Here is a 23559-nt window from a genome sequence, read left to right on the forward strand (position 1 = left end):
GGACACACCACTAACCTCGGCTCGTGGACATCAGTCAGGAAGGCCTGCGCACGCTGGCCGCGGTCCTGCGCGAGGGCACCTTCGACGCCGCGGCCACCGCCCTGCACATCACCCCGTCGGCGGTGAGCCAGCGGATCAAGGCGCTGGAGTCCGCCGCCGGGCGGGTACTCCTCCGGCGGACCAAGCCGGCGACGGCCACACCCGATGGCGAGGTGCTGGTCCGGTTGGCCAAACAGTGGGAATTACTGCTGGCCGAGACCCGCGCCGAGTTCGTGGGCGCGCCCGACGACGACGATCTGCCGCTGGTCGAACGTCCCCGTGTCCATCTCCCGGTCGCGACGAACGCCGACTCGCTCGCGACCTGGTTACTGCCCGTGCTCGCGCGATTCCACCGGGAGCACGCGGTGGCGGTCGAGGTCTTCCGAGACGACGAAACCCGCAGCAGCACCCTGCTCCGCACCGGCGACGTGCTCGCCGCGGTGACCTCGGAACCACTGGCGATCCGCGGGTGTGCGCTGCAGTCGCTCGGCACGATGCGCTATCTGCCGGTCGCCACACCGGAATTCATCGACACATGGCTACCCGACGGGCCCGATGCCGATGCACTGGCCCGGGCCCCGATGGTGCAGTTCGACCGCAACGATCACATCCAGCGGAACATCTCGGCCGCCCTCGCCGGCCGGCCCGTCGACCCGCCCGCGGTCTACATCCCGGCGTCGACCGAATACCACCGCGCCGTCGCGCTCGGCATCGGCTGGGGCGCCGTCCCGGTCGTCCAGATCGCGGACGCCCTCGACACCGGTCGCGTCCGCCTCATCGCCGACCACCACATCGACGTCCCGCTGTACTGGCAGCACTGGAAGCTGAGTTCGCCTCTGCTGCAGACACTCACGACGAGCGTCCTCGACGGCGCCGCGCGGGTTCTCCAGCACTGATCGCGCTCGACTCGTCGCCGTCCACGACGGGCAGACCCAGCTGTGGACGAACCGGACGTTGTCACACGCCTGAGGTCGACGGTGTTCCCGCGACCACCGGGCTGTCGTCGACCGTGCGCCGGCCCCGAACGACAGCGACGCCCAGCACGCCCACAGCGACCACGAGGCAGGCGATCACGTAGGGGAGACTCCCGATCGGTGTGTTGTCGGCGGTGATTCCGTCCTCGGCGTCAAGGTAGGCGGGCAACGCGGCGCACCACAGTACGAGGTGCACCCCGAGGAACAGGACCGGGAACACGACGAGGAAGGGCCGAGCGCTGCGAGCGTCGTCGACGCCCAGCGTCGGGTCGCTGCGCATGCGTCGCCATTGCACGTACAGAAGTGTCAGTCCGATCCCCCACACCAGGGCCATCTCCACCCAGTACACGACGGTCTGCGCGTCGTGATTCGCGTTCTCGTCACGGCCGAACAGCGCCGTCGGAATGGACAGGAGTGGCATGCTGACAACGGCCACAACACCGGACACGACGACGCGCCATGACAACGACCATCCGCGCGGGGCGCGTCCTCGGGAGGTGGGGATCTGGACCAAGCGCACCGCGACGTAGACGAGCACGGCGAACGAGACGGTCGCGAAAAGCCAGACGCTCCCCCACGGCACCGCGGCCAGTGTGGGCTCCGCGGCGGGATTGCCGAGCTCGTCGGGGGCGACGCCCTGGGCTCGGAGCTGGGCGAGGGTGTCGCGATAGTACGGCGCGTCGACGTTCCACGCCCACCACTTGAGCTGCGGGCCGAGCTGGTCGAAGATCTCGTAGAAGGTCTGGAACACCAGGGCCAGAACGAGCGAGCCGCGCAGCGCCGAGCGCTTCGACCCGTCGAAGAAGCCCCACGCCCGCACGAGCTCGTAGGCGACCTGGCTCACGGCCGGATAGAACGCGACAATGTACAACGGCAGCCGGTCGTACATGAACATGACCGTGAACACGTTGTGGGAGAACATGAATCCCATCGCTTCTTCGGCGTGGAACCAGTTCGGGAAGTACAGCGGCGGCTCGATCACGAACAGGTAGACCAACGATCCGATCCACACCGTCAGGTTGGTGGGGTCGCCGTCGCGACGCAGTCGGCGGATCGCGTGGATCAGCGCGAGGACGGCACCGAGGATGATCGTGACCTCGAGGACCGGTTGCGTCCAGTGCTCGAGGTCGGCCGGATTCCGGATCGTGACAATCGGATTCGCGCCCTCGCACTCGAACCCCAGGTAGCCGGTGATGATCGACGGGACGTCACCCGGCGTGCAGACCGCCATCGTCTTCGCCTCCTGCAATGGCTGCGCCGAGCCGCCGAGCCCACTCCGCTACGTCACGTCATGCCCTGTGAATGATGTGTCACCGTAGTATGTGCTCCAGGTCACGTCAACGGACCGCAGCGGAGTCGACCAACTTCGGATTCGACTCGTCGACAAGGGGGTTCTCGATCTCGTCGCGCCACATGCCGGCCGCGAAGTAGAACGCCCACGCGATCGGCACCGGGAGCAACCCGGCCAGCACGAACGTGGCGGTCAGACCGATCGCCGACGAGACCGGGGCGGCGATCGCCATCGACACCGGCATCAGCGCGACCGATACGAAGAAGTCGAGACTGGCGATGCGACCCAACAGTGCCGGCGGCACCCGACGCTGTAAGAGCGTTCCCCACAGCACCATCGGGCCGTCGAAGAGGATGCCCATGGTCACACCGGCGGCGACGAACATCCACGTCGAATCGGCGAGACCCATCAGCACCAGCGGCAGGCTGGAGAACGCCCACAGCGAGAACATGACGGTGAGGTACCGGCGCGGCATCGGGATCGAGGCGAAGACCAGTGACGCCGCGGCCGCGCCGAGTCCGAATCCAGCGAGCACCCAGGCGTGCTGGGTCGCGCCGCCGTCGATGCGCTCACGTAATGCGAACGGGACGAGCACCTCGATCGGACCGAGCGTCGCCAGTACCAGGACACACGCGAAGAGCAGCGTCCCCCACAGCCACGGGGTCCGGGCCATGTAGACGAACCCCTCGGCCAGGTCGCCGACGATCCGGCGGGCACCCGCACCCTCGACGACCGCCGACTCCTTCTCGGCCGTCTCGCCGAACCGGCGCGCGGTGACCGGTGCCATCCCGAGATAGCAGACACTCGACAGGATCGCGGCGACCGCCGCCATCAACACCGCGGGTCCCGGGGCCCAGGCACCGATGACCGCGCCGGCGACCATCGGCCCGACCGCCTGGAACACCACGGGGCGGAAGAAGCCCTCGATACCGTTGGCCGCCTGTAGCTCCGTCGGCGCGACGACACCGGGGAGCAGCGCCGAGTAGGCGGGGTAGTACATCCCGGTGGTGATGCCGCCCAGCAGGGACGCCACCACCACGTGCCAGAGCTGCAGCACGCCGGCGATCGACGCCAGACCAATCGCGCCGAACGCGACCATCTTCGCGACCTCGAGGCCGATCATGATGTGGCGCTGCGAAATACGGTCAGCGAGCACACCACCGGCCAACGTGGAGAACAGCATTCCCACCGCGGCCACGCCAGTTGCCAGCGACACCTGACCCGGCCCGCCGCCGAGCGCGATGATCTGCCAGATCACCGCGATCGTCCACACGCCATCGGCGAACATGGCGAGGATCAGTCCGGACGCGAGCAGCCGGTACTGCCGACGCGCGAACGGCAGCAGCGCGCGGGGCAGACGGGAGTCGGCGGCGGAAGTCACCCTTCGAGCTTGCCCGAACCCGCGGGCGTGGTGCCAACCCTTTTCGGACCGCCGTTGTCCGGCGGTGCGGGTCAGCTCGCCTTGCGCGAGGACTTCTTGGCGGGCGCCTTCTTGGCCGTGGACTTGCTCCCGGACTCGCCGGACCCCGAGCTGCCCGAGGAGGCCTTCTTCGCCGTCGACCTGGAAGCGGTCTTCTTGGCCGGCGCCTTCTTCGCGGCCGTCTTCGCCGCAGCCTTCTTGGCCGGTGCCTTCTTCGCCGCGGTGTCCTTCGAGTCCGAATCCGAATCCTTCGAATCGGAACCCCCGCGGTCCTTCACCGATGCGCGCAGCGCGGCGAGGAGATCGGCAACGTCGGAGTCTTCGGTGTCCTTGTCTTCGTCGTCGGATTCGGGGAACGCCTCGCCGCCCTCGGACTTCGCCTCGATGAGCTTTGTCAGCTCGTTCTGATAGGTGTCCTCGAACTCGGAGGGGTCGTAGTCCGATGCCATCGACTCGATCAGCGAGGCCGCCATCTGCAGTTCCTGATCGCGGATCTCGGTGTCGTCGTCGAGGAAGCCGAAGTCGGGTTTGCGGACCTCGTCGGGCCACAGCAGCGTCTGCAGCGTCATCACCCCGTCGACGACGCGCAGCGCGGCCACGCGTGTCCGGTTGCGCAGGGTGAAGGAGGCGATCGCGAGCCGGTCCGTCTCCTCCAGCGCCTTGGCCAGCAGGACGTAGGCCTTCGGCGACTTCGACGACGGTTCGAGGTAGTAGGGCTTGTCGAAGTAGATCGGATCGACCTGCTCGGCGGGTACGAACTCCAGGATCGAGATCTCGGGACTCTTCTGCACCGGCAGCGAGGCGAGGTCTTCTTTGGTGAGGATCACGGTCTCGCCGGACTCGGATTCGTAGGCGTTGGCGATGTCGCCGTAGTCGACTTCGGTGTCGGTGCCCTCGCGCACGCGGCGATAACGGATGCGGGTTCCGTCCGACGAGTCGACCTGATACGACTTCCGGTCGTGACTCTCGGTCGCGGAATAGACCTTGACCGGCACGTTGACCAGGCCAAAGCTGAGGTCGCCCTTCCAGATCGAGCGCATGAGGGCCATTCTGCCAGGGATCCGGGCCGGATGGCGGCAAGCTGCGCGACGTTCTGACCGGCGTTGTGGACAATGGGACGCATGGCAGGCGGCGAGACACTGGAGGTCGACGGTCGGCGGATCTCGATCACCAATCTCTCGAAGGTGCTCTATCCGGCGACGGGGACGCGGAAGTTCGAGGTCATCGACTACTACTCGCGGATCGCCGATGTCCTCCTCCCCCACGTACGCAACCGCCTCATCACCCGTAAGAGGTGGCCCAACGGTGTCGAGTCGACCCCGTTCTTCGAGAAGAACGTTCCCGAGAGCGCACCCGACTGGATCCGACGCCACGGCATCCAGCACAGCGAGCGGGTCATCAACTATGCGATGGCCGACGATCGGGCCACGCTGGTCTGGCTCGCGCAGATGGCCGTGCTCGAGATCCACACGCCGCAGTGGCGGCTTCCCATGGGGCCCGACGGCGCACCGATGGCCAACCGCATCGTGTTCGACCTCGATCCCGGCCCGCGGGTGCCGCTGCACCGGACCGCGGAGGTGGCGTGCGAGATCCGCAACTGGCTCGGCGGTGCGACGACGTACCCGGTGACCAGCGGCGGCAAGGGCATCCACCTCTACGCGCGGCTCCCGAAGCCCGTGACGTCGGATGCGGCGCGCAAGGTGGCGCAGGAGGTCGCCAACGAGTTCGCCCGTCAGCACAGTGATTTCATCACCGCCAAGATGTCCAAATCGCTGCGCGACGACAAGGTCTTCATCGACTGGAGCCAGAACACCGCCGCCAAGACCACTCTCGCGCCGTACTCGATGCGGGGCCGCGAGCAGCCGTGGGTGGCCGCGCCGCGCACCTGGGAGGAGATGGAGGACCCCGGACTCTCCCAACTGCTCTACACCGAGGTGCTGGACCGCGTCGAGGAGTTCGGCGATCTCCTCGACGGCCTGGACGCCCCCTACGACGACGAGCCGGAGGTCGTCGTCGAGCCCGCGGCGGGACAGGTCATCAACCTGAAGGAGTACCGGCGCAAGCGCGACCAGTCGAAGACACCCGAACCCTTCGGCGACGAAGCGCATCGACAGCGCATCGAAGCCGAGAGCTCTGCTGCAGAACCTGATTCCTCGGATACGCAGACCGAGAGGGCACCGATCTTCGTGATCCAGGAGCACCACGCCCGTCGGTTGCACTACGACTTCCGACTGGAACACGACGGGGTCCTGGTGTCGTGGGCCGTACCGAAGAACCTGCCCACCGACCCCGACCAGAACCGGCTCGCAGTGCAGACCGAGGACCACCCGATGGACTACGCCGACTTCGAGGGCGACATCCCGGCGGGCGAATACGGCGGCGGTCACGTGTCCATCTGGGACAGGGGCACATTCGAGCTCGAGAAGTGGCGGGACAAAGAGGTCATCGTCCGCCTCCATGGCGAGCGCGTGCAGGGACGGTACGCCTTGATCCGGACCGGCGAGAAGAACTGGCTCGCCCACCTGATGAGCGACGAACCGCGTCCGATCGTCCCCGACAGCCTCACCGACCCGCGCCCGATGCTCGCGACCGACGAGTCGATCGACGGACTCAACGGTCGAGACTGGGCATTCGAGGGCAAATGGGACGGATATCGGCTCCTCATCCGTTCGGTCGGCGGCGAGTTCCGGCTCACCTCCCGATCGGGTATCGACATGACCGCCGACTTCCCCGAACTCGCCGGCCTCGCAGATGATCTCGGTCTGATGGACGTGGTGCTCGACGGTGAGGTCGTCGCGATCGACTCGTCGGGCCGCACCAATTTCACGCTGCTGACCTCGCGTCGGCACACCGACGAGCCGTATTCGTTGCGGTTACACCTGTTCGACATCCTGTTCCTGAACGGCTCGTCGTTACTGCGCAAGCCGTGGTCGGTTCGACGCGAACTCCTCGAGGAGCTGGCGCCCGCGTTCCGCAACTCCGCCTTCGTCGAAGTGCCGCCGCTGCTCCCCGGACCGGGATCGGCCGCCGTCGAATACAGCCGTGACCACAACCTGGAAGGTGTTGTCGCCAAACGCCGCAACTCGGTGTATCAGCAGGGACGTCGGTCGACCACCTGGCTGAAACACAAGAACTGGAGCGACATCGAGGTCGTGGTCGGCGGATATCGGCCGGGCCGCGGCAACCGCGCCCACACCATCGGTTCCCTGCTGATCGGTCTGCCCGAGGAGACCGGACTCCGCTACGTCGGTCGCGTGGGAACCGGCTTCACCGACGCACAGTTGCGTTCGCTTGCAGAGGAACTCGGACCGTTGGAGATCTCGCGGTCACCCTTCCTGGACAAACTCGAACGGCCCGTCGAGTCCAGCGCGGTGTGGGTCCTGCCGAAGATCGTCGGCGAGGTCCGGTTCATGGACTGGACGACGGCCGGGCATCTGCGGCATCCCAGCTGGCGGGGGATCCGGAGGGACAAACTGCCCGGTGATCTGTGACCCGGGGCGTGAACCGAGCAGAGGAGCGTGGACATGACGGGTGAGACGATCACCATCTCGGCGGCCGACGGAGAGACCGAAGCCTATGTGGCGCGGCCCGATTCATCCGGGACGTCACCGGGAGTCCTGTTCTTCACCGACGTGATCGGCCTACGACCTCGCATCGAGGCCATGGCCGACCGCATTGCGTCCTGGGGTTACGTCGTGCTCGTGCCACACCTGTTCCACCGGTACGGGTCCGCGGCCGAGTGGGCGCCCACCGAGGATCTGCTGCTGCCCGAGGCGCGGACCGCATTCTTCCGATCCGCGATGCCGCGGGCACGGACCCTCACGCCCGACGCGGTACGGCCCGACCTCGTCGCCTACCTGGATGCGCTGCAGTCGCTGCCGGGCGTCGCACCCGGACGTGTCGGTGTCACGGGCTACTGCATGGGTGGCCGGCTTGCGCTGAACATCGCCGCCGCCCGGCCCGACGACGTCGCCGCGGTCGGCATGTTCCACACCGGCGGCCTCGTCACCGACGACCACGACAGTCCGCACCTGCATCTCGTCGGCATCGACGCGTTCGTCCTCGCCATCCACGCCGACAAGGACTCATCACTGCCCGCGATGGCGGTCGCGCAGTTCGAGCACGCCCTGACCGGTGGGGGCGTGGCGCACTCGGCGACCGTCTATCCCGGTGCGCCGCACGGGTATACGATGTCCGATCTGGCGGCGTATCACCACGAGGCCTGCGAACATCACTTCGATGAGCTCATGGCTCTCTTCCGGCGGATGTTGTCGGGGTGAGGTGGGTCCGCTCCGACCCCCGGTGAGTCCGATCGTCGGACAGGTACCGCGGGCCCAGCAAGGCGACTACAAGTCGCTTATAAGTCGAGAGGCGCACAGTGGCCGCAATCAGCCACCACGAGCCTTCAGGAGACACCCCGTGACCAGCCGTCCTTCCGCCCGCACCGATGCCACCGCGCCGACCACCCCCGATCTCACCGGTATGAAACTCGCCCACCGCGGCATGCTCGACGACACACGTCGCTTCGCCGACATCCTCGGCCGCATCGGAGGTGGTGAACTGTGCGATGGGCGCCGCCGCAAAGCCATCGGCGACTATCTCGACCAGTTGTGCGCGTCCATCCATCATCACCACACCATCGAGGACGAGGTGGTGTGGCCGATCCTCACCGCATCCGCCGGCGCGGCCGTCGACGTCCACGATCTGAAAGATGATCACACCCAGCTCGATGCGCTGCTCGCAGCACTGCAGGCTCGCACAGCAGCCTTCACATCCGCGCAAGCCGACCACCGCGTCGCAGCGAACGAGCTCGCCGCGACCCTCGGCGACGTTCACCAGCTACTCGGTGAGCACATCGCCGACGAAGAAAGGGTCGTGTTCCCGATCGTCGACCGCTACGTGAGTGTGGCGGATTGGGACCGAGTGGAGAAGGCTGCCCGAAGCGGCGCGAGCATGCGGTTCGAGGCACCGAGAATGATGCGGCACGCAGATGAGCGCGAGCTGGCGAAGATGAAGCGCGAGGCGGGACCGGTCATCCGGGCCGTGCTCACACTGCTCGTTCGCAGCTTCGACAAGCGCGAGGCCATCATCGCCGGCCCAGTTCGGTGAGGCCGGCTCGCACCGTGTTCTGCACCTCCACGGCCATTCGACGGTGGGCGGTCGCGGCGGCCGTGTCACCGAGGAGGTCGGCGAGCTCGGCGAGCACCGCGTCCATCGGACCGAATGCGACAGATCCCGAGTTCAGGCCGGCAATCGTGCCCGACCAACGCCGCAGTTCGTCGTAGAGTACGGCCGCGGCCTCGGTCATCTCGAGCCGGACGAGGGCGCGGGCGTGGAAGACCGACATCGCGGTCCAGTAGAAGTCGCGGCTGATCGGAGGCGCAGTGCGGACGACGTGGCGCGCCTGCTCGACATGACCGGCGTCCAGCAGCGCGACCACGTACACCCAGGAGATCATCTGCGGGGCAACATTGTTGATCGCGGCGAGGGGTTCGGTGAGATGTGCGAGCGAACCGCGGAACCACCCGACCACCATCTCGCCGACCAGACCGATCTCCGCCGCGTTGATCGCGCCCGCCGCATGCAGTCGCGCGGTGAGGTCGCGGTACTCGCGCTCTGCCTGGTCGATGTCGTCACCGAGCACCTCTAGAACCGCCGAGAACGCCGACAAGACGACGACGAGTTCGCCCGCGCGCCCGCTGGAGGCCGACCGTAGACCTTGTTGGGCTCGCGCGACGGCGCCGGGCAGGTCGACCCGCGCGGCCCGCGCCAGGAACGAGAAGAAGTGTGCGGCCGCCTGATAGGCCAGCACTCCGGACTCGTCTGCCACTCGGTCGAATTCGTCGGTGAACGCCGGCAGTTCTGCGCTGAGATCCGGCCCGAGGGCGGTGTACACACGCGCATTCCACGCCGCGCAACGGACTTCGGGGTCCTCGTGCCCGTTCGCGGCCTCCACGGCCTGGGCGGCCAGTTCGATGGCGCGGAGGTCGTCGATGCCCTCGAGTTCGAAGACCAGAGATACCAACAGGTAGACCCGGTCCTCACCGGTGGCGCGACCCAGCGCGCTCGTCATCGCGGCGATCAACTCCGTGTCGGCGATCCGCTGACGGCGTGTCGTCCAGATGACCGGCGCCCGCCAACACGTCAGCGCGGCCATGACCAGATCGTCGTCACCCAGTTCTCGGGCTGTCGCGATCGCCTGACCACGGCGCGCGCGGGCCTCACCGGTGTCGTCGCCGCGGAACGCCAGTGCCGTCACCAGGTGGGTCAACGCCACGACGAACGCGGACCGATCGGCCGCGTCGGCGGTCGCCGCGGCATGTCCGGCCATCTCATGCAGACGCACGGCGGACCCCCACAGGTCTGCCGAGTCCGCCTTGAATTCGGTGCCGAACCTCGCGACGGCAGCGACCGTCACCAGCTCGAGGGCGCGTTCGACCGTGTCGGGGACGGCGCCGAGAGCCGCGTGGTGTGCCAGCTCGTCCGGATCGACGCCTGGGGTCTGCTCGAGATACAGCACGATCTGCCAGTGCGATCGCCGCTTCCGCAGCGCGGGGATGCTGTCGTATAGGGCGTCGCGCACGAGAACGTGGTTGAAGTGCACCGCTTCGATGTCTGCGGTCAGCAATCCGGCGGCGACGGCCGTGTCGATCGCGTCGAGCACGAGTTCCTCGGCGGTGGCGTCGGGATTCCTGTTCCACAGGGTGAGTACGCCATCGATCGGCGCACGGCGCCCGAAAAGCGCGGCCAGGCGTAAGACGGTCGCGACTTCGGCAGGTAGCCGTTCGATCCGCTGCATCAGCACGCTGGTGACGCCACGGGGGATCGCGGCGGCAGCCGCCGAGAATCCGCGGGAGGCGACGAGCTTGGCCAGCTCACGCACGAAGAGCGGATTGCCGTCGGTCCTCGTGCGCAACAGCTCGAGCAGCGGGGTGTCCACGGATTCCAGTCCCACCGACGCCGCGAGTTCGCGGATACCGTTCTCCGACAGACCCTTCAGCTCGATGTGTTCGGCGGTCACCGCAGCGAGAGATGCCGTGGTCGCGAGCAGGTCCACACCGGCTTCCGATGCCCGGTAGGTGACCACCACGAGCACCGGAGACCGGGCCATCCAGGTCACCAGTTGCCGAAGGACCTGCAGCGTGGCGCCATCGGCGCGGTGTGCGTCGTCGAGCACGAGGACCGTCCCCGGTGCGTCGGAGTGCGAACCGCAGGCTTCCATCACCCGCCGGGCGATGTCGAACGAATTGTCCAATCCCTCGTCCGACGTCAGATCGCCACGAAACTTCGCCTGCTGCAGTATCTCTCGCCACGCCCAGGCTGTCGGGGCGCCGTCGACCTCGGGGCAGTGTCCAATCGCCCCGGCCCAGCCGGCGGCGCCCAGACGGTCGACGAGTGAATCCGCGAACGTGCTTTTGCCGCCGCCGGCCTCCGCGCTCACCCATACGACGCGCAGACCGGTCGCGCTCGCGGCCTCGGCGTGACCGAGCAGTGCCGCGAGTTCGTTCTCCCGTCCGGCGGGTTCGCGACGACCCGCCGACGCGGTGACGGGCGGCACGCTCGGCGGTTTCGGCGTCTCCGACACCGGCGGTGCGACCGGCGCCGCCAGGGTGGGCGCCTGCTGCAGGATGTCGCGTTCGAGCAGTTGGATCGGCGGTCCTGGATCCACTCCGAGTTGGTCGGCGAGGTACGTCCGCAGCCGGCGCAGCGTCGCCAGGGCGTCTGCCTGCCGCCCCAGTCGGTACTGCGCCAGCGCGAGCAACCGGAAGTACTCTTCGCGGGCCGGTTGGTCGTCGCACTCCGCAGCCAGCACCTGCGCCACCTCCGCCGCGCGTCCGTGGTCGACCGCCAGTGAGGCCCACTGCTCGATCGCCGACCGGCGTACATCGTGGAGTCGGGCGACTTCGGGCTGTGCCCAGCTCTCACCCGAACAGGCGCCGTAGGGATCGCCGCGCCACATCCGCAGCGCGCCATCCAGCTCGCGGAGCCTCGAGGCGGGATCGTCCGCGTCGCCGCCGACGGTGACGACGGCCTCGAATTCCCAGACGTCGACGCTCGGACGGGGTAGCCGTAACGCATAACCCGGTTGCTCACTGACGAGCACGGTCGCCGGAGCGCGGGGTGGGCGAGACGGTTCGATGACGCGTCGCAGATTGGACACCTGCACCTGGAGGCCTGCCAGTGCCTTCGGCGGTGGTTCCCCGTTCCACAGATCGTCGATCAACCGATCCGTGGACACCACCCGACCGCGGCCGGCCACCAAGCGGGCCAAGACCGCCCGTTGCCGGCGCGGGCCCAGGTCGACCACCTCGGAATCGAGTTCGCAGGAGATGGGACCCAGCACCGAGATCCGGAGCGTCGAACCGGCACCACCGGCCGGACGCCCATCCCGAACCCCCATACCCACCCGATCCTCTCGTCGTCGACGTCAGACTATCGCTGCTGCTGGTCTCGCGTGCCGTTCACGGCGCCCCACTCCGTGCCGGTGAACCCACCCGGCGCAACGTCGACGTGTTCCGGCTCCCGGGTCCGATCCCCGCCCCGCGAACCGACCACGGCCCACCCCCAGAGCACCATCCACACACTCATGCCGCCGACCTGGATGCGCTGGGCGAGTCCGAGCCGGTAGTCGCCGACCAGGTTGTCCGCCAACAGCATCCAGACCGTGGCGAGCGCGACGATGACGCTCACCGCGTTCCCGACCCACCGGAGGACCGGCCATACGGGACCGTCCGGTGTGGTGCGTACCGCCGAGACGCCGGCGGCGACCATGACGGTGAAGATGGCGAACACCGCGACCGTACTGGTGAGCGCGTGGATGTGATGCAGCTGCGGGAGCAGTCCGCTCGGTTCGCGCGGGCACCCGGGGTCGACTCCCGGAATGCACTCGATCGGGAGCAGGGCGTCGGCGATGGTCGCCGCGCCGAACACCGCCAGTGCGAGAACGGCGGTGGTCGCTGTCCAACCCCGGAACACCGACGTCGCGTCCCCCTCCCGCTGGCCGAGCCTGTCGAGGTCACCAGGTGGCTTCGACTCGGCGCCTCGCTCCGCTCGGTGCCGGCTCAACCAGCGGGGGAAAGGCGGTCGCGGGACGAGCAACAGCAGTGCCGCGACGAGTGCGCAGGCCCCGGTGGTCACGTCCCCGACCACGTAGATGTCGCGGTGGGGACGGTTCGCGGCGTCCAGCTCGCTGAGGAACGTGCGCATCGGGTCCAGCGAGTCCGCCCACGCGAACTCCAGGACCCACGACGAATAGCACAGGCCCGCAACGGCGATCAGGATGCCCGTGAGCGATCTCCTCACGACGCGGGTGACGACTCCGGTGCGCCGATCGGCCGTCCCTGACGCAGCGGGAGTTCCTTCCAGGTGACCGTTCCGATGATCGCGAGCAGCGCGACGATCGACACCGCCAGGAACACCCGGTCCATCGAGTCGGCGAACCCCTCCTTGATGGGTTGGGCCAGGTCGGCCGGCAGCTTCTCGATGACCGAGGTGTCACTCATGACGCTGTCCGACGATCCGGTTGCGGCGCCGGGATTCTGAGCGGCCGCGATGAGCGAGTGCCCGAATGCGCTGACCTGCGGGTCGCTGCTCTGCGAGGCCTCTACGACCGCGGCCCGGTATTCGGGTTGGGCTGCCGCCGCGACCATCTCGTCCTTGATGTTCGGCCCCATGAAGGAGAACAACAGCGAGAAGAAGACCGCGACACCGAGCGTTCCACCGATCTGACGGAAGAAGGTGGCGGTGCCGGTGGAGAGTCCCATGTCCTTGGGCGGCAGGATGTTCTGCATCGCCAGGGTGATCGGCTGCATCAGGTTGCCGAGCCCGAAGCCGAGGAGCGCGGCCATCAGCATGACCAGGTAGAGCGGCGTCTCGGTGCCCACCAGGTGCAGCAGGAAAGTGCCCGCGGTGATCAGCACGGCGCCGATGATCGTGAAGATCTTGTAGCGTCCGGTGCGCGAGATCAGCTGGCCCGACAGGATCGAACCGGCCATCAGACCGAGCACCATCGGCAGCATCTGGAGGCCGGCGATCATGGGGCTCGATCCGCGGAGGACCTGGAAGTACTGCGGCAGCATCGAGATTCCACCGAACATGACGGCGCCGATGATGACCGAGATGATGATGCCCTGGCTGAACACCCGGTTGGTGAACACGCGCAACGGGATGAGGGCGTCGTCGCCCATGCGGTGCTCGATCCAGATGAACGCGGCGATGCCGGCGACGCCGATCCCGTAGCAGAGGAACGACAGTCCGGAGGTCCATCCCCACTGGCGCCCCTGTTCGGCGACGATGAGCAGCGGAGCCACGGCGACGGCGAGTGCCGTCGCCCCCCAGTAGTCGGTGCGCCCGCCGACGCCCTTCTGCTGGTCGTAGTTGAGCACCTTGTAGACCACGAACAGCGCGACGAGTCCGATCGGCACGTTGACCAGGAACACCCAACGCCAACCGGACACCCAGAGGATCGTCTCCTGGCCGGCGAACAGACCGCCGAGGACCGGGCCGAGGACGCTGGAGGTGCCGAACACGGCGAGGAAGTAGCCCTGGTATTTGGCGCGTTCCCGCGGCGGGACGATGTCGCCGATGGTCGTCAGTGCGAGCGTCATCAGACCGCCCGCGCCGAGCCCCTGGAAGGCGCGGAACGCGGCGAGTTGATACATCGACGACGCGATCGTGCACAGCAGCGAACCGACGATGAAGATCGAGATCGCCAGCAGGAAGAACGGTTTCCGGCCGTGGAGATCGGACAGCTTGCCGTACAAGGGGGTCACGATCGTCGCAGTGACGAGGTAGGCCGTGGTCACCCAGGCCTGCAGGTCATACCCTTGCAGATCGTCAGCGATGGTCCGGATCGCCGTCGACACGATGGTCTGGTCGAGAGCGGCGAGGAACATACCCAGCATGAGTCCGGCCAGGATGGTCAGGATCTGGCGATGGGTCAGTCCGGCGCCGGCGACCTCCTCGTCGTGGTTCACCGTGTCGGCGGCCGAAGAGTCTGTCACTGTCGTCCTTTCGGGTCATTCGCATCTGTGTCCGGGCTGCGGTCCGGGCACGCCGGGTGCAGGGCTGCGTCGGCGGCATCGACGAACCGCCCGAGAAGTGTCACGAGGGTGTGGAGTTCGTCGTCGGTCCAGTCGGCCATGACATCGGCCATGGCGGCGCGACGCATCTCGCGCATGGCCACGACGCGATCCCGTCCGGCGGCGGTGATGACGAGCATGGTGGCGCGCCCGTCGTCCGGGTCCGCCTCGCGGCGGATCAGGCCGTGCTCCACGAGCTGAGCCACATGCCGACTCACCGTCGACGGGTCGGCATTCATCGTCTCGGCGAGGTCGCGCGATCGCATCGACCGTCGCGCGAGCGGGAAGAGTGCCTTGAACGCCGCGGCCTCGAACTCGCCCTCACGCGTACGGAACGTCGTGTGGACCGCCCGTTCGCGGATGCGGACGAAGCGCAGAAGGGTCTCGAAGAGGTCGTCGATCGCGTGTTGATCGAGCACTGTCCTCACCGCCTACCCGAGAAGTTTTACTTGCTCTTTGCAATTAGTTGCAGAGCGCAACTAACACCGCTCGCCAGTGTGCGCGTGAAATCGGGAGAATGCAAACAGCGCCGAGGTCTTGCATCGACGGAGACAAAGACGGTCGCCGACCTGCCAGGTCGGGGGTTGGCAGGTCGGCGACTCATCATCGATGTCGCTCGCCGGCCGCTGTGCGTTACAGGGGAGCCGGCACCCGAGCGGGCTGAACCACACCGACGTCATGGGAGTGCGTTGCGCCTCGCGGCCCTGAGGCGATGCGTCGTCGGGCCCTGCCTGCGGTTAGCCTCGTGGGAGTCAGGAACCGTGACAGGAGCTCTTCGTGTTCGTTGTCGCCCACATCAGCGACCTGCATTTCAACGGGACGCGGTTCAATCGGGCCCGTATCCAGTCGACGTTGAGCTATATCAACGCCCGCGCCGCCGGGATCGACGTCCTGCTGGTCACCGGCGACATCGCCGATGAAGGTGCCGCGAGCGAGTACCGCGAGGCGTACGGGGTGCTCGAGAGTCCGCTGCCGATGCTCATCACCGCCGGCAACCACGACGTTCGGGAACCGTTCAGCGCGGCCCTGATCGGCACCGAGACCTCTGGTCCGATCAATCACGCGCGGACGGTGCGCGGGCGCGACGGCTCCGACGTCCTCTTCCTGATGTGCGACAGCTCGATACCCGGACGCAACGACGGTCGTCTCGACGACGCGACCATCTCCTGGCTGTCGGACCGGCTCACCGCGACGTCCGTGGCGACACCGGTGTTCATCGCCTTTCACCATCCGCCGGTCGACCTGCTGATGCCGTTCATGGACTCGATCCGCCAGCGTGACGAGGGCCGTCTCGCCGCCCTGGTGGATCAGCACCCGAACATCGTCGCGTTCCTGTGTGGACACGCCCACACCCCGGCGGTGACCACGTTCGCCGACCGCCCGCTGTGCATCGCACCGGGTGTGTCGTCGACACTGAACCTGCCGTTCGAAGGCCGGGAGGTCGTCAACCGCGGTCAGCCGCCGGGGATCGCGTTCCATCTCTATGACGACGAGCGGTTCGTCACCCACTTCCGATCGGTGATGTTCTGACATTCAGGACGGTGCCGGCAATCGGCCGTTGCGCTTCGGCGCTCGGCATCGAGAGGCAGGCGAGCTACAGCGTCGGCAACATCGCGCAACCGGTATCGCCACCGGCGGGGCGACGACGCGTCATCTGACGAACCCGCGCAGCAGGTCGGCCATCGCCTCCGGCTGGTCTTCCGGGATGAGAGTCCACGAATCGTCGACGACGACCTTGGATGCGTTCGGGAAGAGCTCGACGAGGCGGTCCGCATGCTCAAGGGGCATCATCCGGTCCTCCCTTGCCCAGACCACGAGCACCGGGCGATCGAACCGCCGCATCATGTCCGACAGTTCGAGCAGCCTCCGGCGGGAGGGCGCGCCCGTGGCGAATTTGACCAGATCCCTTCTGATCGATGCGTTTTCGACAGCGGGGCGGAACCACTCGTCGAACAGCGAGTCCGGAATCCCCGACTTCGTCAGCGCGCCATACGCCCGCGTGCTGTGCCGGAAGTATCGAGTGCCCAGCATCCGGGTGAGAATCCACCCGCCGCCAGGCACTCGGCACAACACCGCCGCGGGACGCGCCGGCTCGGGAGGATAGTTGTCGAAAGCCGTGCACGACGCCAACACCAACCTCCCAACGCGCTTGTCCCGGCCTTGGGAGATCACGAACTGACCACCGCCCCAGTCGTTCAGGACTAGCGTCACGTCATCGAGGTCGAGGGCATCGAGAAAGTCGGCAAGGATCGATGCCACACCCGTCTCAGTGAGGTCCGCGTCGGCGTGCATCGGCTCCGTGTGCGCCCCCATCGGGAGCGTCGGTGTGATGCAACGGAATTCGGGAAGCAGCGGGATCACCTTGCGCCACTGCCGGCCGTCCATCAGCAACCCGTGGCCGAGTACCAGGATCGGCCCGGGACCGCCGGTGTCTTCGTAGGAGATGGAGCCGGCCGGCACGTCGACTGTGGGCACGCCGCCTCCTAGATAGATCGTTCTACTTAGAAGCAAGATAAGCTGACACCGGCACGATGCGCAAGGAATGGAGACGTCATGGCAGATTCCGCTACTCGCGACCGGATCCTGGAGGCAGCCGCAGAGCTGTACCGGCGGCAGGGTATGCCGGCCACCGGCATCAAACAGATCTCGGCGGCGGCTGAAGCTCCCTACGGTTCGATCTACCATCACTTCCCGGGCGGCAAGGAAGCGATAAGCGTCGAGGTCATCCGACGCGAAGGGTTGCGCTACGGCGCGTTCGTCGGCGCCCAGCTGGAGACGACCGACCCCCTGACCGGCATCCCGACGCTGTTCGAGAACGCCGGAAAACTGTTGGCGTCGCAGGACTACAGCGAGGCCTGCTCCATCGAGACCATCGCACTCGAGGTGGCGAGTACCAACGAGCGCCTCAGGCTGGAGGCCGCCGAGGTCTTCGAGAGCTGGTTGACCGGTCTCGCGGCGTGGTTCGGACAACTCGAGGTCGCCGAGCCGGAGCGTCGTCGGCTGGCGATGATCACGCTGACCGCGCTGGAAGGTGCGTTCGTGTTGTGCCGCACCCTGCGCTCCATCGAACCGATCGTCGTCGCCGGGCACGGCGTGCAGGCGGCCGTGCAGGCGGCCGCCGGCTTGTAGCAACAGACCGTCGACACCGGCGCCTCAGCCCACACTCGTCCATGGACGGCGCCTTTCCGACCGGCGTTCACGGTCGCGCGGCTGCCGCCTCGACGACCGGTGCGATGCTCTGCTGGGTGACCTCGTAGACCCGCGCGGTGGCGATGTCGAAGTACAGACCGACGATGCGTAGCCGCGCTTCTGCTGCGGCGCGCCCGACGAGCGGGTGCCGCGCCAGGGTCTCGATCTGCTTGGCCACGTTCACGACGGCCAGCTGGTCGACCTCGGCCAGTCCCAGCTCGGCCGCGGCGCGCCCGGCGGGGTGTCCGTGCCGAAAGGCCACCCGGCTGGGGATCGCGTGCTTGAGCCATCGCTGGATCGGCGTGCTCTCGGATCCGGCCGGGAGGTCGGATACATCGACCTGTTCGCTGTCGAGCAGCGCATGCATGGCCCCGCACGACGAGTGGCCGCAGACCACGATCGACGACACACCCAACTCGCCGATGGCGAATTCGAGTGCGGCCTCCACGGATACGTCGTCGTCGCTGTCGGTCGGTATCAGATTGCCCACGTTGCGCACCGTGAAGAGGTCCCCCGGGCCGCTCGTCGTGATGATGTTCGGCATCAATCGCGAATCGGCACACGTCACGAAGAACGAGTCGGGATCCTGAGACTCGGTGACATCGGCGAGCATGGCGCGGAGGGCGTCGGCGTGCTCGTTCTCGTACTCGTCGACGCCGCCGAGAACGGATCTGAGTGCGGCCGGACGGTCCGGGGACGCGGACGCCTCCGACCCGGTTCGGTTACGCCACGGCGTCAGACCGGCGAATCCGGACGTGTGGCGCCGCGGTGGCCGTCGAGGGGCGTCGACGAGCCGAGCGCGACCCTTCTCCACCAGGAGGACCGTGCCGCCGCCGGCCTCGTGCGCCCAACGGAAGTCCTCGAGCATCTCCATCGCCGCGTGATCGAGGAAGTCGGTGTCGAGTTCCAGTGTCAGGTGCGCCCCGTCCGGCACCTGTGACAACGCCTTGTTCAGTTTCGGCAGCGACAGGAAGCTCAGCGAACCGCGAACACGTACGGTCCACTGACGCTTGTCGTCGGTACTGCCTGCCTCCGAGGTGATCTCGGCGCGAACCACCCGCCAGACGACGAGTCCGATCGCCACTGCCAGACCGATCGCGACACCTTCGAGCAGGTTGAGGAAGACGACCGCGAGCACCGTGATGACGTACACCCACAGGTCGCCCGTCCGCAGCGCGATCTTCATGTGCGCCAGCTTGACCAGCTGGATACCGATGACCACCAGCAGGCCGGCCAGCGCGGCCATGGGGATCTGTTCGACGAGACCGGTGAGCAGTGCCGCGAAGACGAGCACCCACACACCGTGCATCACCGCCGAGGCCGACGTTCGCGCCCCGGAGTTGACGTTGGTGGTGCTGCGCACGATCACTCCGGTGACGGGCAACCCGCCGAGCATCCCGGAGGTGATGTTCGCACTGCCCTGACCGAGCAGCTCCCGGTTGAGATCGCTGCGTGGGCCGGTGTGCATCTTGTCCACCGCGACCGCTGACAGCAGGGACTCGACACTCGCGATCAGGGCGACCGTCAACACTCCGAGAAGCACTGCGCCCCAACTCCTGTCCGGTAGCTCCGGAAGCGTGATCGCTTCGAAGAAGTTGCCGTCGATACTGATCCGTTCGACGTCCAGGCCGAAGACGATGGTCAGTGCCGTCGCCCCGACGATAGCGACGAGCGGTCCCGGCACCTTGCGCACCGCCGAGGGCATCAGTGGCCAGATGAGGAGAAGCGCGATCACGGTGCCTCCCACGAGCGCGTCCGACGTCTCGATGTCGGCGATCCCGGCCGGCAGCGACGTCACGTTCTCCCATGCACTGCTGGCCGAGCTGCCGCCGAGGAGCACGTGGATCTGTTGCAACGCGATCGTGATGCCGATCCCGGCGAGCATCGCGTGGACGACCACGGGAGCGATGGCCAGCGCGGCACCTGCGACCCGGCTCAGGCCGAACAGGATCTGCAACAGACCCGCACCGACGGTGATGAAACATGTGACGCGCCAACCGAAATTGGCGACCATGTCGGCGACCACCACGGTCAGGCCCGCGGCCGGTCCTGAAACCTGGAGTGCGCTACCGCCTATCAGACCGGCGACGATCCCGCCGACGACCGCGGCGATGAGACCGGCGAGCACGGGGGCATCCGATGCGATCGCGATGCCCAATGACAATGGCAGGGCCACAAGGAAAACGACGAGAGATGCCGGTAGGTCGTACCGCACCACCTCGCGAATTCGGGGGCCCCGACTCCCCTTTGTTCGCATATGTCCGAACTTACCGACGGTTTGTTGACTCCAGATGAACTCTGCCGTCAGGAAGCTGTGAAACCGCAGGGCAGCAGCGCAACACTGTGATTCACTTCACCGGACTCCGCCGCCCGGTGCGGGGAGATCGGCCCGTCAGGCCGACGATCCCGCCTTCAGAAGCTCTTGGAGGATCCGGCCACCGATCTCCGGGATCAATCCGGGGCCGGTCTCGGGTAGGTTCTGCGGCAGCAGCCCGGGCTCATGGGTAGCCGGGATACGCGCGGTCCGGGTGGCCTCCACACGTATGCCGGTCTGCTGCGCCTTGGCCAGCGGGGTCCGGTACTTCTCCAGGTCCGTCGCGGTGGTGAGTGTCCCGACGACGCGCAGGCCCATGGCACCGAAGTCCGCCGCCCCGCGCCGGATGTGGTTGGGCGACGTGACGAGCACGATGTCCCGGATTCCCTGTGCGCGCAGGATCTCGGCGGTGTTCTGCGCATTGGCCACCGTAGACCCGGACTTGTCCTCGACGAGGATCCGGTTCGCACTGACACCGTTGTTCTCGAGCCAGGTCCGCATCGCGGCTGCTTCGGTGATGCCCTTCTTCGGGACACCTCCGGTGACGACGATCGGCGTGTTGGTGGTCAGTTCCGCCTGGGCCTTCGCCGCGGAGACGCGATTGACGAGCTCCGGCGCCATCTTTCCGTTCGCGTTCAGGCCGTACCCGAGCACGACGATCGCCGGGCGTCCCGACACCGCCTTGGGAGTGGTGTCGGGGACGATCTGCGCCGCCGTCGCCACACCCGAGATGATGTTGCGGGCGGTTGTCGCCAGGGACGGGTTCATCATCGACAACCGGTTCAGGGCCGAGCGCCCCGCCACGACGTCGTCGACCTGGTCCGACCAGATCGCCTGGAGTGCAAGCGCGTCGGTATCGGCCGGCGCCACCGCGAGGACCTGCTGCAGGAGTTCGAGTCCGCCCGCGACATCACCTCCGGCGAACTTCGACTGCGCGCTGTTGTACAGGCCGGCCGGGTCCATCGCGGAGGCCGTCGTCACAACCGAGGCGTCCGGTCCGGGCAACGTCCCGACCGCCACCCCGCCGAGGGCGGCGACCGCGATCGTCGCTGCCGCCGCCAGTTTCCTGCGCTTCACTCTGGTCACACCAGTCACTCGCGTAACGGTACGAGAGGTGCACAACGACCCCGCACCCGTCCGATCCCAGATCGGTAACGGGTGCGGGGCCGGGCAGCGGCGAAGCTCAGCGCTTCAGGCCGGCCACCTTCAGCAACTCGGGGCGGCGCAGGACCAGACCGATCCACATCAGCACGCCGAGGTAGACCGCGAACAGGACCGTGTCGAACAGCGGTGCCTCGATTCGCATGTTGGCGGTGACCGCGCCTCCGAGGTAAGCCGTGATCCCCAGGGCGCCGAGGACTGCGGTGCGCGGGATGGCGAACACGACGAGACAGACCAGCAGGACGATACCCATGACAAGCGCCTGGTCGATCGGGAAACCGAGTTTCGCCATGGAATCGACCACCTCCTGCGGACGCGTCAGCTTGATCACGATGTCGAAGACCAAGAAGGCGCCGACCAGCACACTGATGACGATTCCCGTTGTGCGACGCCAGTTCCTGCGGATCGGTTGCGCCTCATCGGAGGCGGGGTTCGTGGTCGTCGGGGCGGCGGCGTCCTTGGTGGTGCTGTTGCGGCTCATGATGTTCTCCTGGCGGCTCGTGCGAGTGTGTTGTGCAGGGATAGACATGCCTGCTCGTCAGAATTCATCGCGGGCCGCGCATTCTGGCGTCAGAAGTAGCGCGACGACGATCGACGACTACGCCGCCGACATCGCGAGGTCGACGCGAGAAGACCTGCTTTCCTTCCACTCCCAGACGGCGTAGAGCACCTCGGTGGTGTAACCCAAATCCATCCGGCCACCCCCGATCGGCACCGTCGCGTCGATACCTATTGCAGGGTTTGGTTGCCACCCCGACGGTTTCGACGTCGGTGGCGCCACCTCGATCTCCGTCCCGTCCGGCCGATGAAAGCTGAACCGCTGCAACCCATGCGCGGTGATCGCGAACTCGCCCCGATGCAACGACCGATGACACGACCCACACAACAAGATCAGATTGTCCGGATCGGTCCGCCCACCCGCCGACCAGAACACCACATGATGGGCATGCAGATGACGCGTCCGCCCACACCCCGGCACCTGACAACACCGATCCCGCACGAACAACGCCCGCACCAACGCCTTGTTCGGCGCCCGCTTCCGACGACCCACCCCCAACAACGCCAACTTCCCCGGCCGCCCAGGCACCCCGCGGCTCACCACCTCCCGCGTCGACGCCCCACACCGAGCTTCGGCCACCTCAACCTCCGACAGGGCCGGCCCACCATCGAGATGAGCCGACTCCACCCCCTCACCAGCATGGATCAGGATCTCCGCACCCGGCGCAAGATCGGGCATCGCCATCCCGTCATGCACCATGTCTGCCATCGCCACCACCGCCGGCGCCACATTCGACGGCACCTGCCGCCACAGATCCCGACGCCGCGACGGAACCACCTCCGAATCCTGTGCTTCTGAACCGGATTCAGTGTTCCGCGGAACGCTCTCGACGGTCGGTAGATCCGGGTCGTCGCTGGTCCGGGTCCGTTCGTATTCCGCCCGCACCGACCCAGCGAGGAACCGCGCACCATCCAACGGACTCAACCGCAACGACACCGACAACGACCCGTCATCGTTCCACTTCCACCGACCCGACGACTCCACCGGCGGCCGGCTTTCCTCCTCGACACCACGGTTACGGTCGATCCGGGCCATCGCCCGCACCGCCCGATCCAACTGACTCGCCGTGCACGACAACGCCAGATTCACCAACTCCTGCTCCCGCTCCGGCGTAGCCACCCGTGTCAGGGCGCGGACCTTCGAATACGACAGCCGACCTTCGCGAAACGCCGTGCGGATCATCGGCAATTCCCGTAGCGCCTTGGCGACCCTCAACTGCTCATGCGCCGTTCGCGGTGCAATGCCGGCCTTCCACGACAACCAGTGCGCCAGCGAGTGAATCCCCGGCCCCCGCCACGACTCCCGCTCATCCAGTTCTGCCACCAGGTCAAGGAAGTCCGCTGTCAGCGCCGTGATCTGAGCCGCATACCCCAGCACCCGCGCCTCGAGAACCTCATCCGACAACGACGCCGGATCCGCACCATCGAACATCGACGACACATCCCCAGCAGAACGAAAAGCACTGACCCCCACAGCAACCTCCTGAACCGATCGAGAAGTACAGGAACAAGGTATCGTCCGGCACCGACAA

18 protein-coding genes are annotated in these 23559 nt (G+C 67.1%); 6 read left to right on the plus strand and 12 right to left on the minus strand.

Going from position 1 to position 23559, the window contains the following annotated elements; genetic code table 11:
• Positions 1-23: 23 nt before the first annotated feature.
• Positions 24-935: a LysR family transcriptional regulator ArgP gene (locus M4D77_RS01820; protein ID WP_068970291.1), complete on the plus strand. Its 912-nt coding sequence runs from the start codon at positions 24-26 to the stop codon at positions 933-935.
• Positions 936-996: 61 nt separating this feature from the next.
• Here the strand turns inward: M4D77_RS01820 and M4D77_RS01825 are convergent, their stop codons facing one another.
• The 3 genes from M4D77_RS01825 to M4D77_RS01835 form a co-directional block, all read right to left on the minus strand.
• Positions 997-2244, minus strand: a complete 1248-nt coding sequence (locus M4D77_RS01825; protein ID WP_259935387.1) for a hypothetical protein — start codon at positions 2242-2244, stop codon at positions 997-999.
• A 106-nt stretch (positions 2245-2350) separates the two neighbouring features.
• Positions 2351-3685 (minus strand): MFS transporter, encoded by a 1335-nt coding sequence (locus tag M4D77_RS01830; protein WP_259935388.1) that lies wholly within the window; start codon positions 3683-3685, stop codon positions 2351-2353.
• A 71-nt stretch (positions 3686-3756) separates the two neighbouring features.
• A complete protein-coding gene (locus M4D77_RS01835; protein ID WP_159371631.1) occupies positions 3757-4773 on the minus strand; it encodes a Ku protein in 1017 nt (338 codons plus the stop codon).
• A gap of 72 nt (positions 4774-4845) precedes the next feature.
• Between M4D77_RS01835 and M4D77_RS01840 the strand changes: the two genes are divergently transcribed.
• The 3 genes from M4D77_RS01840 to M4D77_RS01850 all read left to right on the plus strand — a co-directional run bounded on the left by M4D77_RS01840 (position 4846) and on the right by M4D77_RS01850 (position 8833).
• Positions 4846-7215 carry an ATP-dependent DNA ligase gene (locus M4D77_RS01840; RefSeq protein WP_159371632.1) on the plus strand — a complete coding sequence of 790 codons (2370 nt, stop codon included), beginning with the start codon at positions 4846-4848 and terminating at the stop codon, positions 7213-7215.
• Between the two features lie 33 nt (positions 7216-7248).
• On the plus strand, positions 7249-8004 hold the full coding sequence (locus tag M4D77_RS01845; RefSeq protein ID WP_159371633.1) for a dienelactone hydrolase family protein: 756 nt from the start codon (positions 7249-7251) through the stop codon (positions 8002-8004).
• 139 nt (positions 8005-8143) lie between these two features.
• A complete protein-coding gene (locus M4D77_RS01850) occupies positions 8144-8833 on the plus strand; it encodes a hemerythrin domain-containing protein (RefSeq protein ID WP_159371994.1) in 690 nt (229 codons plus the stop codon).
• Here M4D77_RS01850 and M4D77_RS01855 read toward each other — a convergent pair.
• Genes M4D77_RS01855 through M4D77_RS01870 form a run of 4 tightly spaced genes read right to left on the minus strand, consistent with a single transcriptional unit; the run spans position 8811 to position 15224 of the window.
• Positions 8811-12125, minus strand: a complete 3315-nt coding sequence (locus M4D77_RS01855; RefSeq protein WP_159371634.1) for a BTAD domain-containing putative transcriptional regulator — start codon at positions 12123-12125, stop codon at positions 8811-8813. The genes M4D77_RS01850 and M4D77_RS01855 overlap by 23 nt on opposite strands.
• Before the next feature lie 32 nt (positions 12126-12157).
• Positions 12158-13027, minus strand: coding sequence for a DUF998 domain-containing protein (locus tag M4D77_RS01860; RefSeq protein ID WP_159371635.1), 870 nt, complete (start codon positions 13025-13027; stop codon positions 12158-12160).
• Complete coding sequence (locus M4D77_RS01865; RefSeq protein ID WP_065630276.1) at positions 13024-14727, minus strand: MDR family MFS transporter; 1704 nt, start codon at positions 14725-14727, stop codon at positions 13024-13026. Before M4D77_RS01865 ends, M4D77_RS01860 begins: the two co-directional genes overlap by 4 nt.
• Positions 14724-15224 carry a MarR family winged helix-turn-helix transcriptional regulator gene (locus M4D77_RS01870; protein WP_058252302.1) on the minus strand — a complete coding sequence of 167 codons (501 nt, stop codon included), beginning with the start codon at positions 15222-15224 and terminating at the stop codon, positions 14724-14726. The genes M4D77_RS01865 and M4D77_RS01870 overlap by 4 nt, the downstream gene beginning before the upstream one ends.
• A 358-nt stretch (positions 15225-15582) precedes the next feature.
• Here M4D77_RS01870 and M4D77_RS01875 point away from each other — a divergent pair, with 358 nt between their 5' ends.
• Positions 15583-16335 carry a metallophosphoesterase gene (locus M4D77_RS01875; RefSeq protein WP_165629405.1) on the plus strand — a complete coding sequence of 251 codons (753 nt, stop codon included), beginning with the start codon at positions 15583-15585 and terminating at the stop codon, positions 16333-16335.
• A gap of 120 nt (positions 16336-16455) precedes the next feature.
• Here the strand turns inward: M4D77_RS01875 and M4D77_RS01880 are convergent, their stop codons facing one another.
• A complete protein-coding gene (locus M4D77_RS01880; protein ID WP_259935389.1) occupies positions 16456-17280 on the minus strand; it encodes an alpha/beta fold hydrolase in 825 nt (274 codons plus the stop codon).
• A gap of 78 nt (positions 17281-17358) precedes the next feature.
• Between M4D77_RS01880 and M4D77_RS01885 the strand changes: the two genes are divergently transcribed.
• Complete coding sequence (locus tag M4D77_RS01885; protein ID WP_259935390.1) at positions 17359-17934, plus strand: TetR/AcrR family transcriptional regulator; 576 nt, start codon at positions 17359-17361, stop codon at positions 17932-17934.
• Positions 17935-18001: 67 nt separating this feature from the next.
• Here the strand turns inward: M4D77_RS01885 and M4D77_RS01890 are convergent, their stop codons facing one another.
• From M4D77_RS01890 to M4D77_RS01905, 4 genes are all read right to left on the minus strand, one after another.
• Entirely contained in the window at positions 18002-20251 is a 2250-nt protein-coding gene (locus tag M4D77_RS01890) for a bifunctional SulP family inorganic anion transporter/carbonic anhydrase (protein ID WP_259935391.1), read from the minus strand.
• A gap of 135 nt (positions 20252-20386) precedes the next feature.
• On the minus strand, positions 20387-21394 hold the full coding sequence (locus M4D77_RS01895; RefSeq protein WP_259935392.1) for a YdcF family protein: 1008 nt from the start codon (positions 21392-21394) through the stop codon (positions 20387-20389).
• Positions 21395-21491: 97 nt separating this feature from the next.
• Positions 21492-21950, minus strand: a complete 459-nt coding sequence (locus M4D77_RS01900; RefSeq protein ID WP_259935393.1) for a DoxX family protein — start codon at positions 21948-21950, stop codon at positions 21492-21494.
• Positions 21951-22067: 117 nt separating this feature from the next.
• Positions 22068-23459, minus strand: coding sequence for an HNH endonuclease signature motif containing protein (locus tag M4D77_RS01905; protein WP_259935394.1), 1392 nt, complete (start codon positions 23457-23459; stop codon positions 22068-22070).
• Positions 23460-23559: the final 100 nt, after the last annotated feature.

Source organism: Gordonia sp. p3-SID1431, assembly GCF_025143765.1.
GTDB classification, from domain to species: Bacteria; Actinomycetota; Actinomycetes; order Mycobacteriales; family Mycobacteriaceae; genus Gordonia; species Gordonia hongkongensis.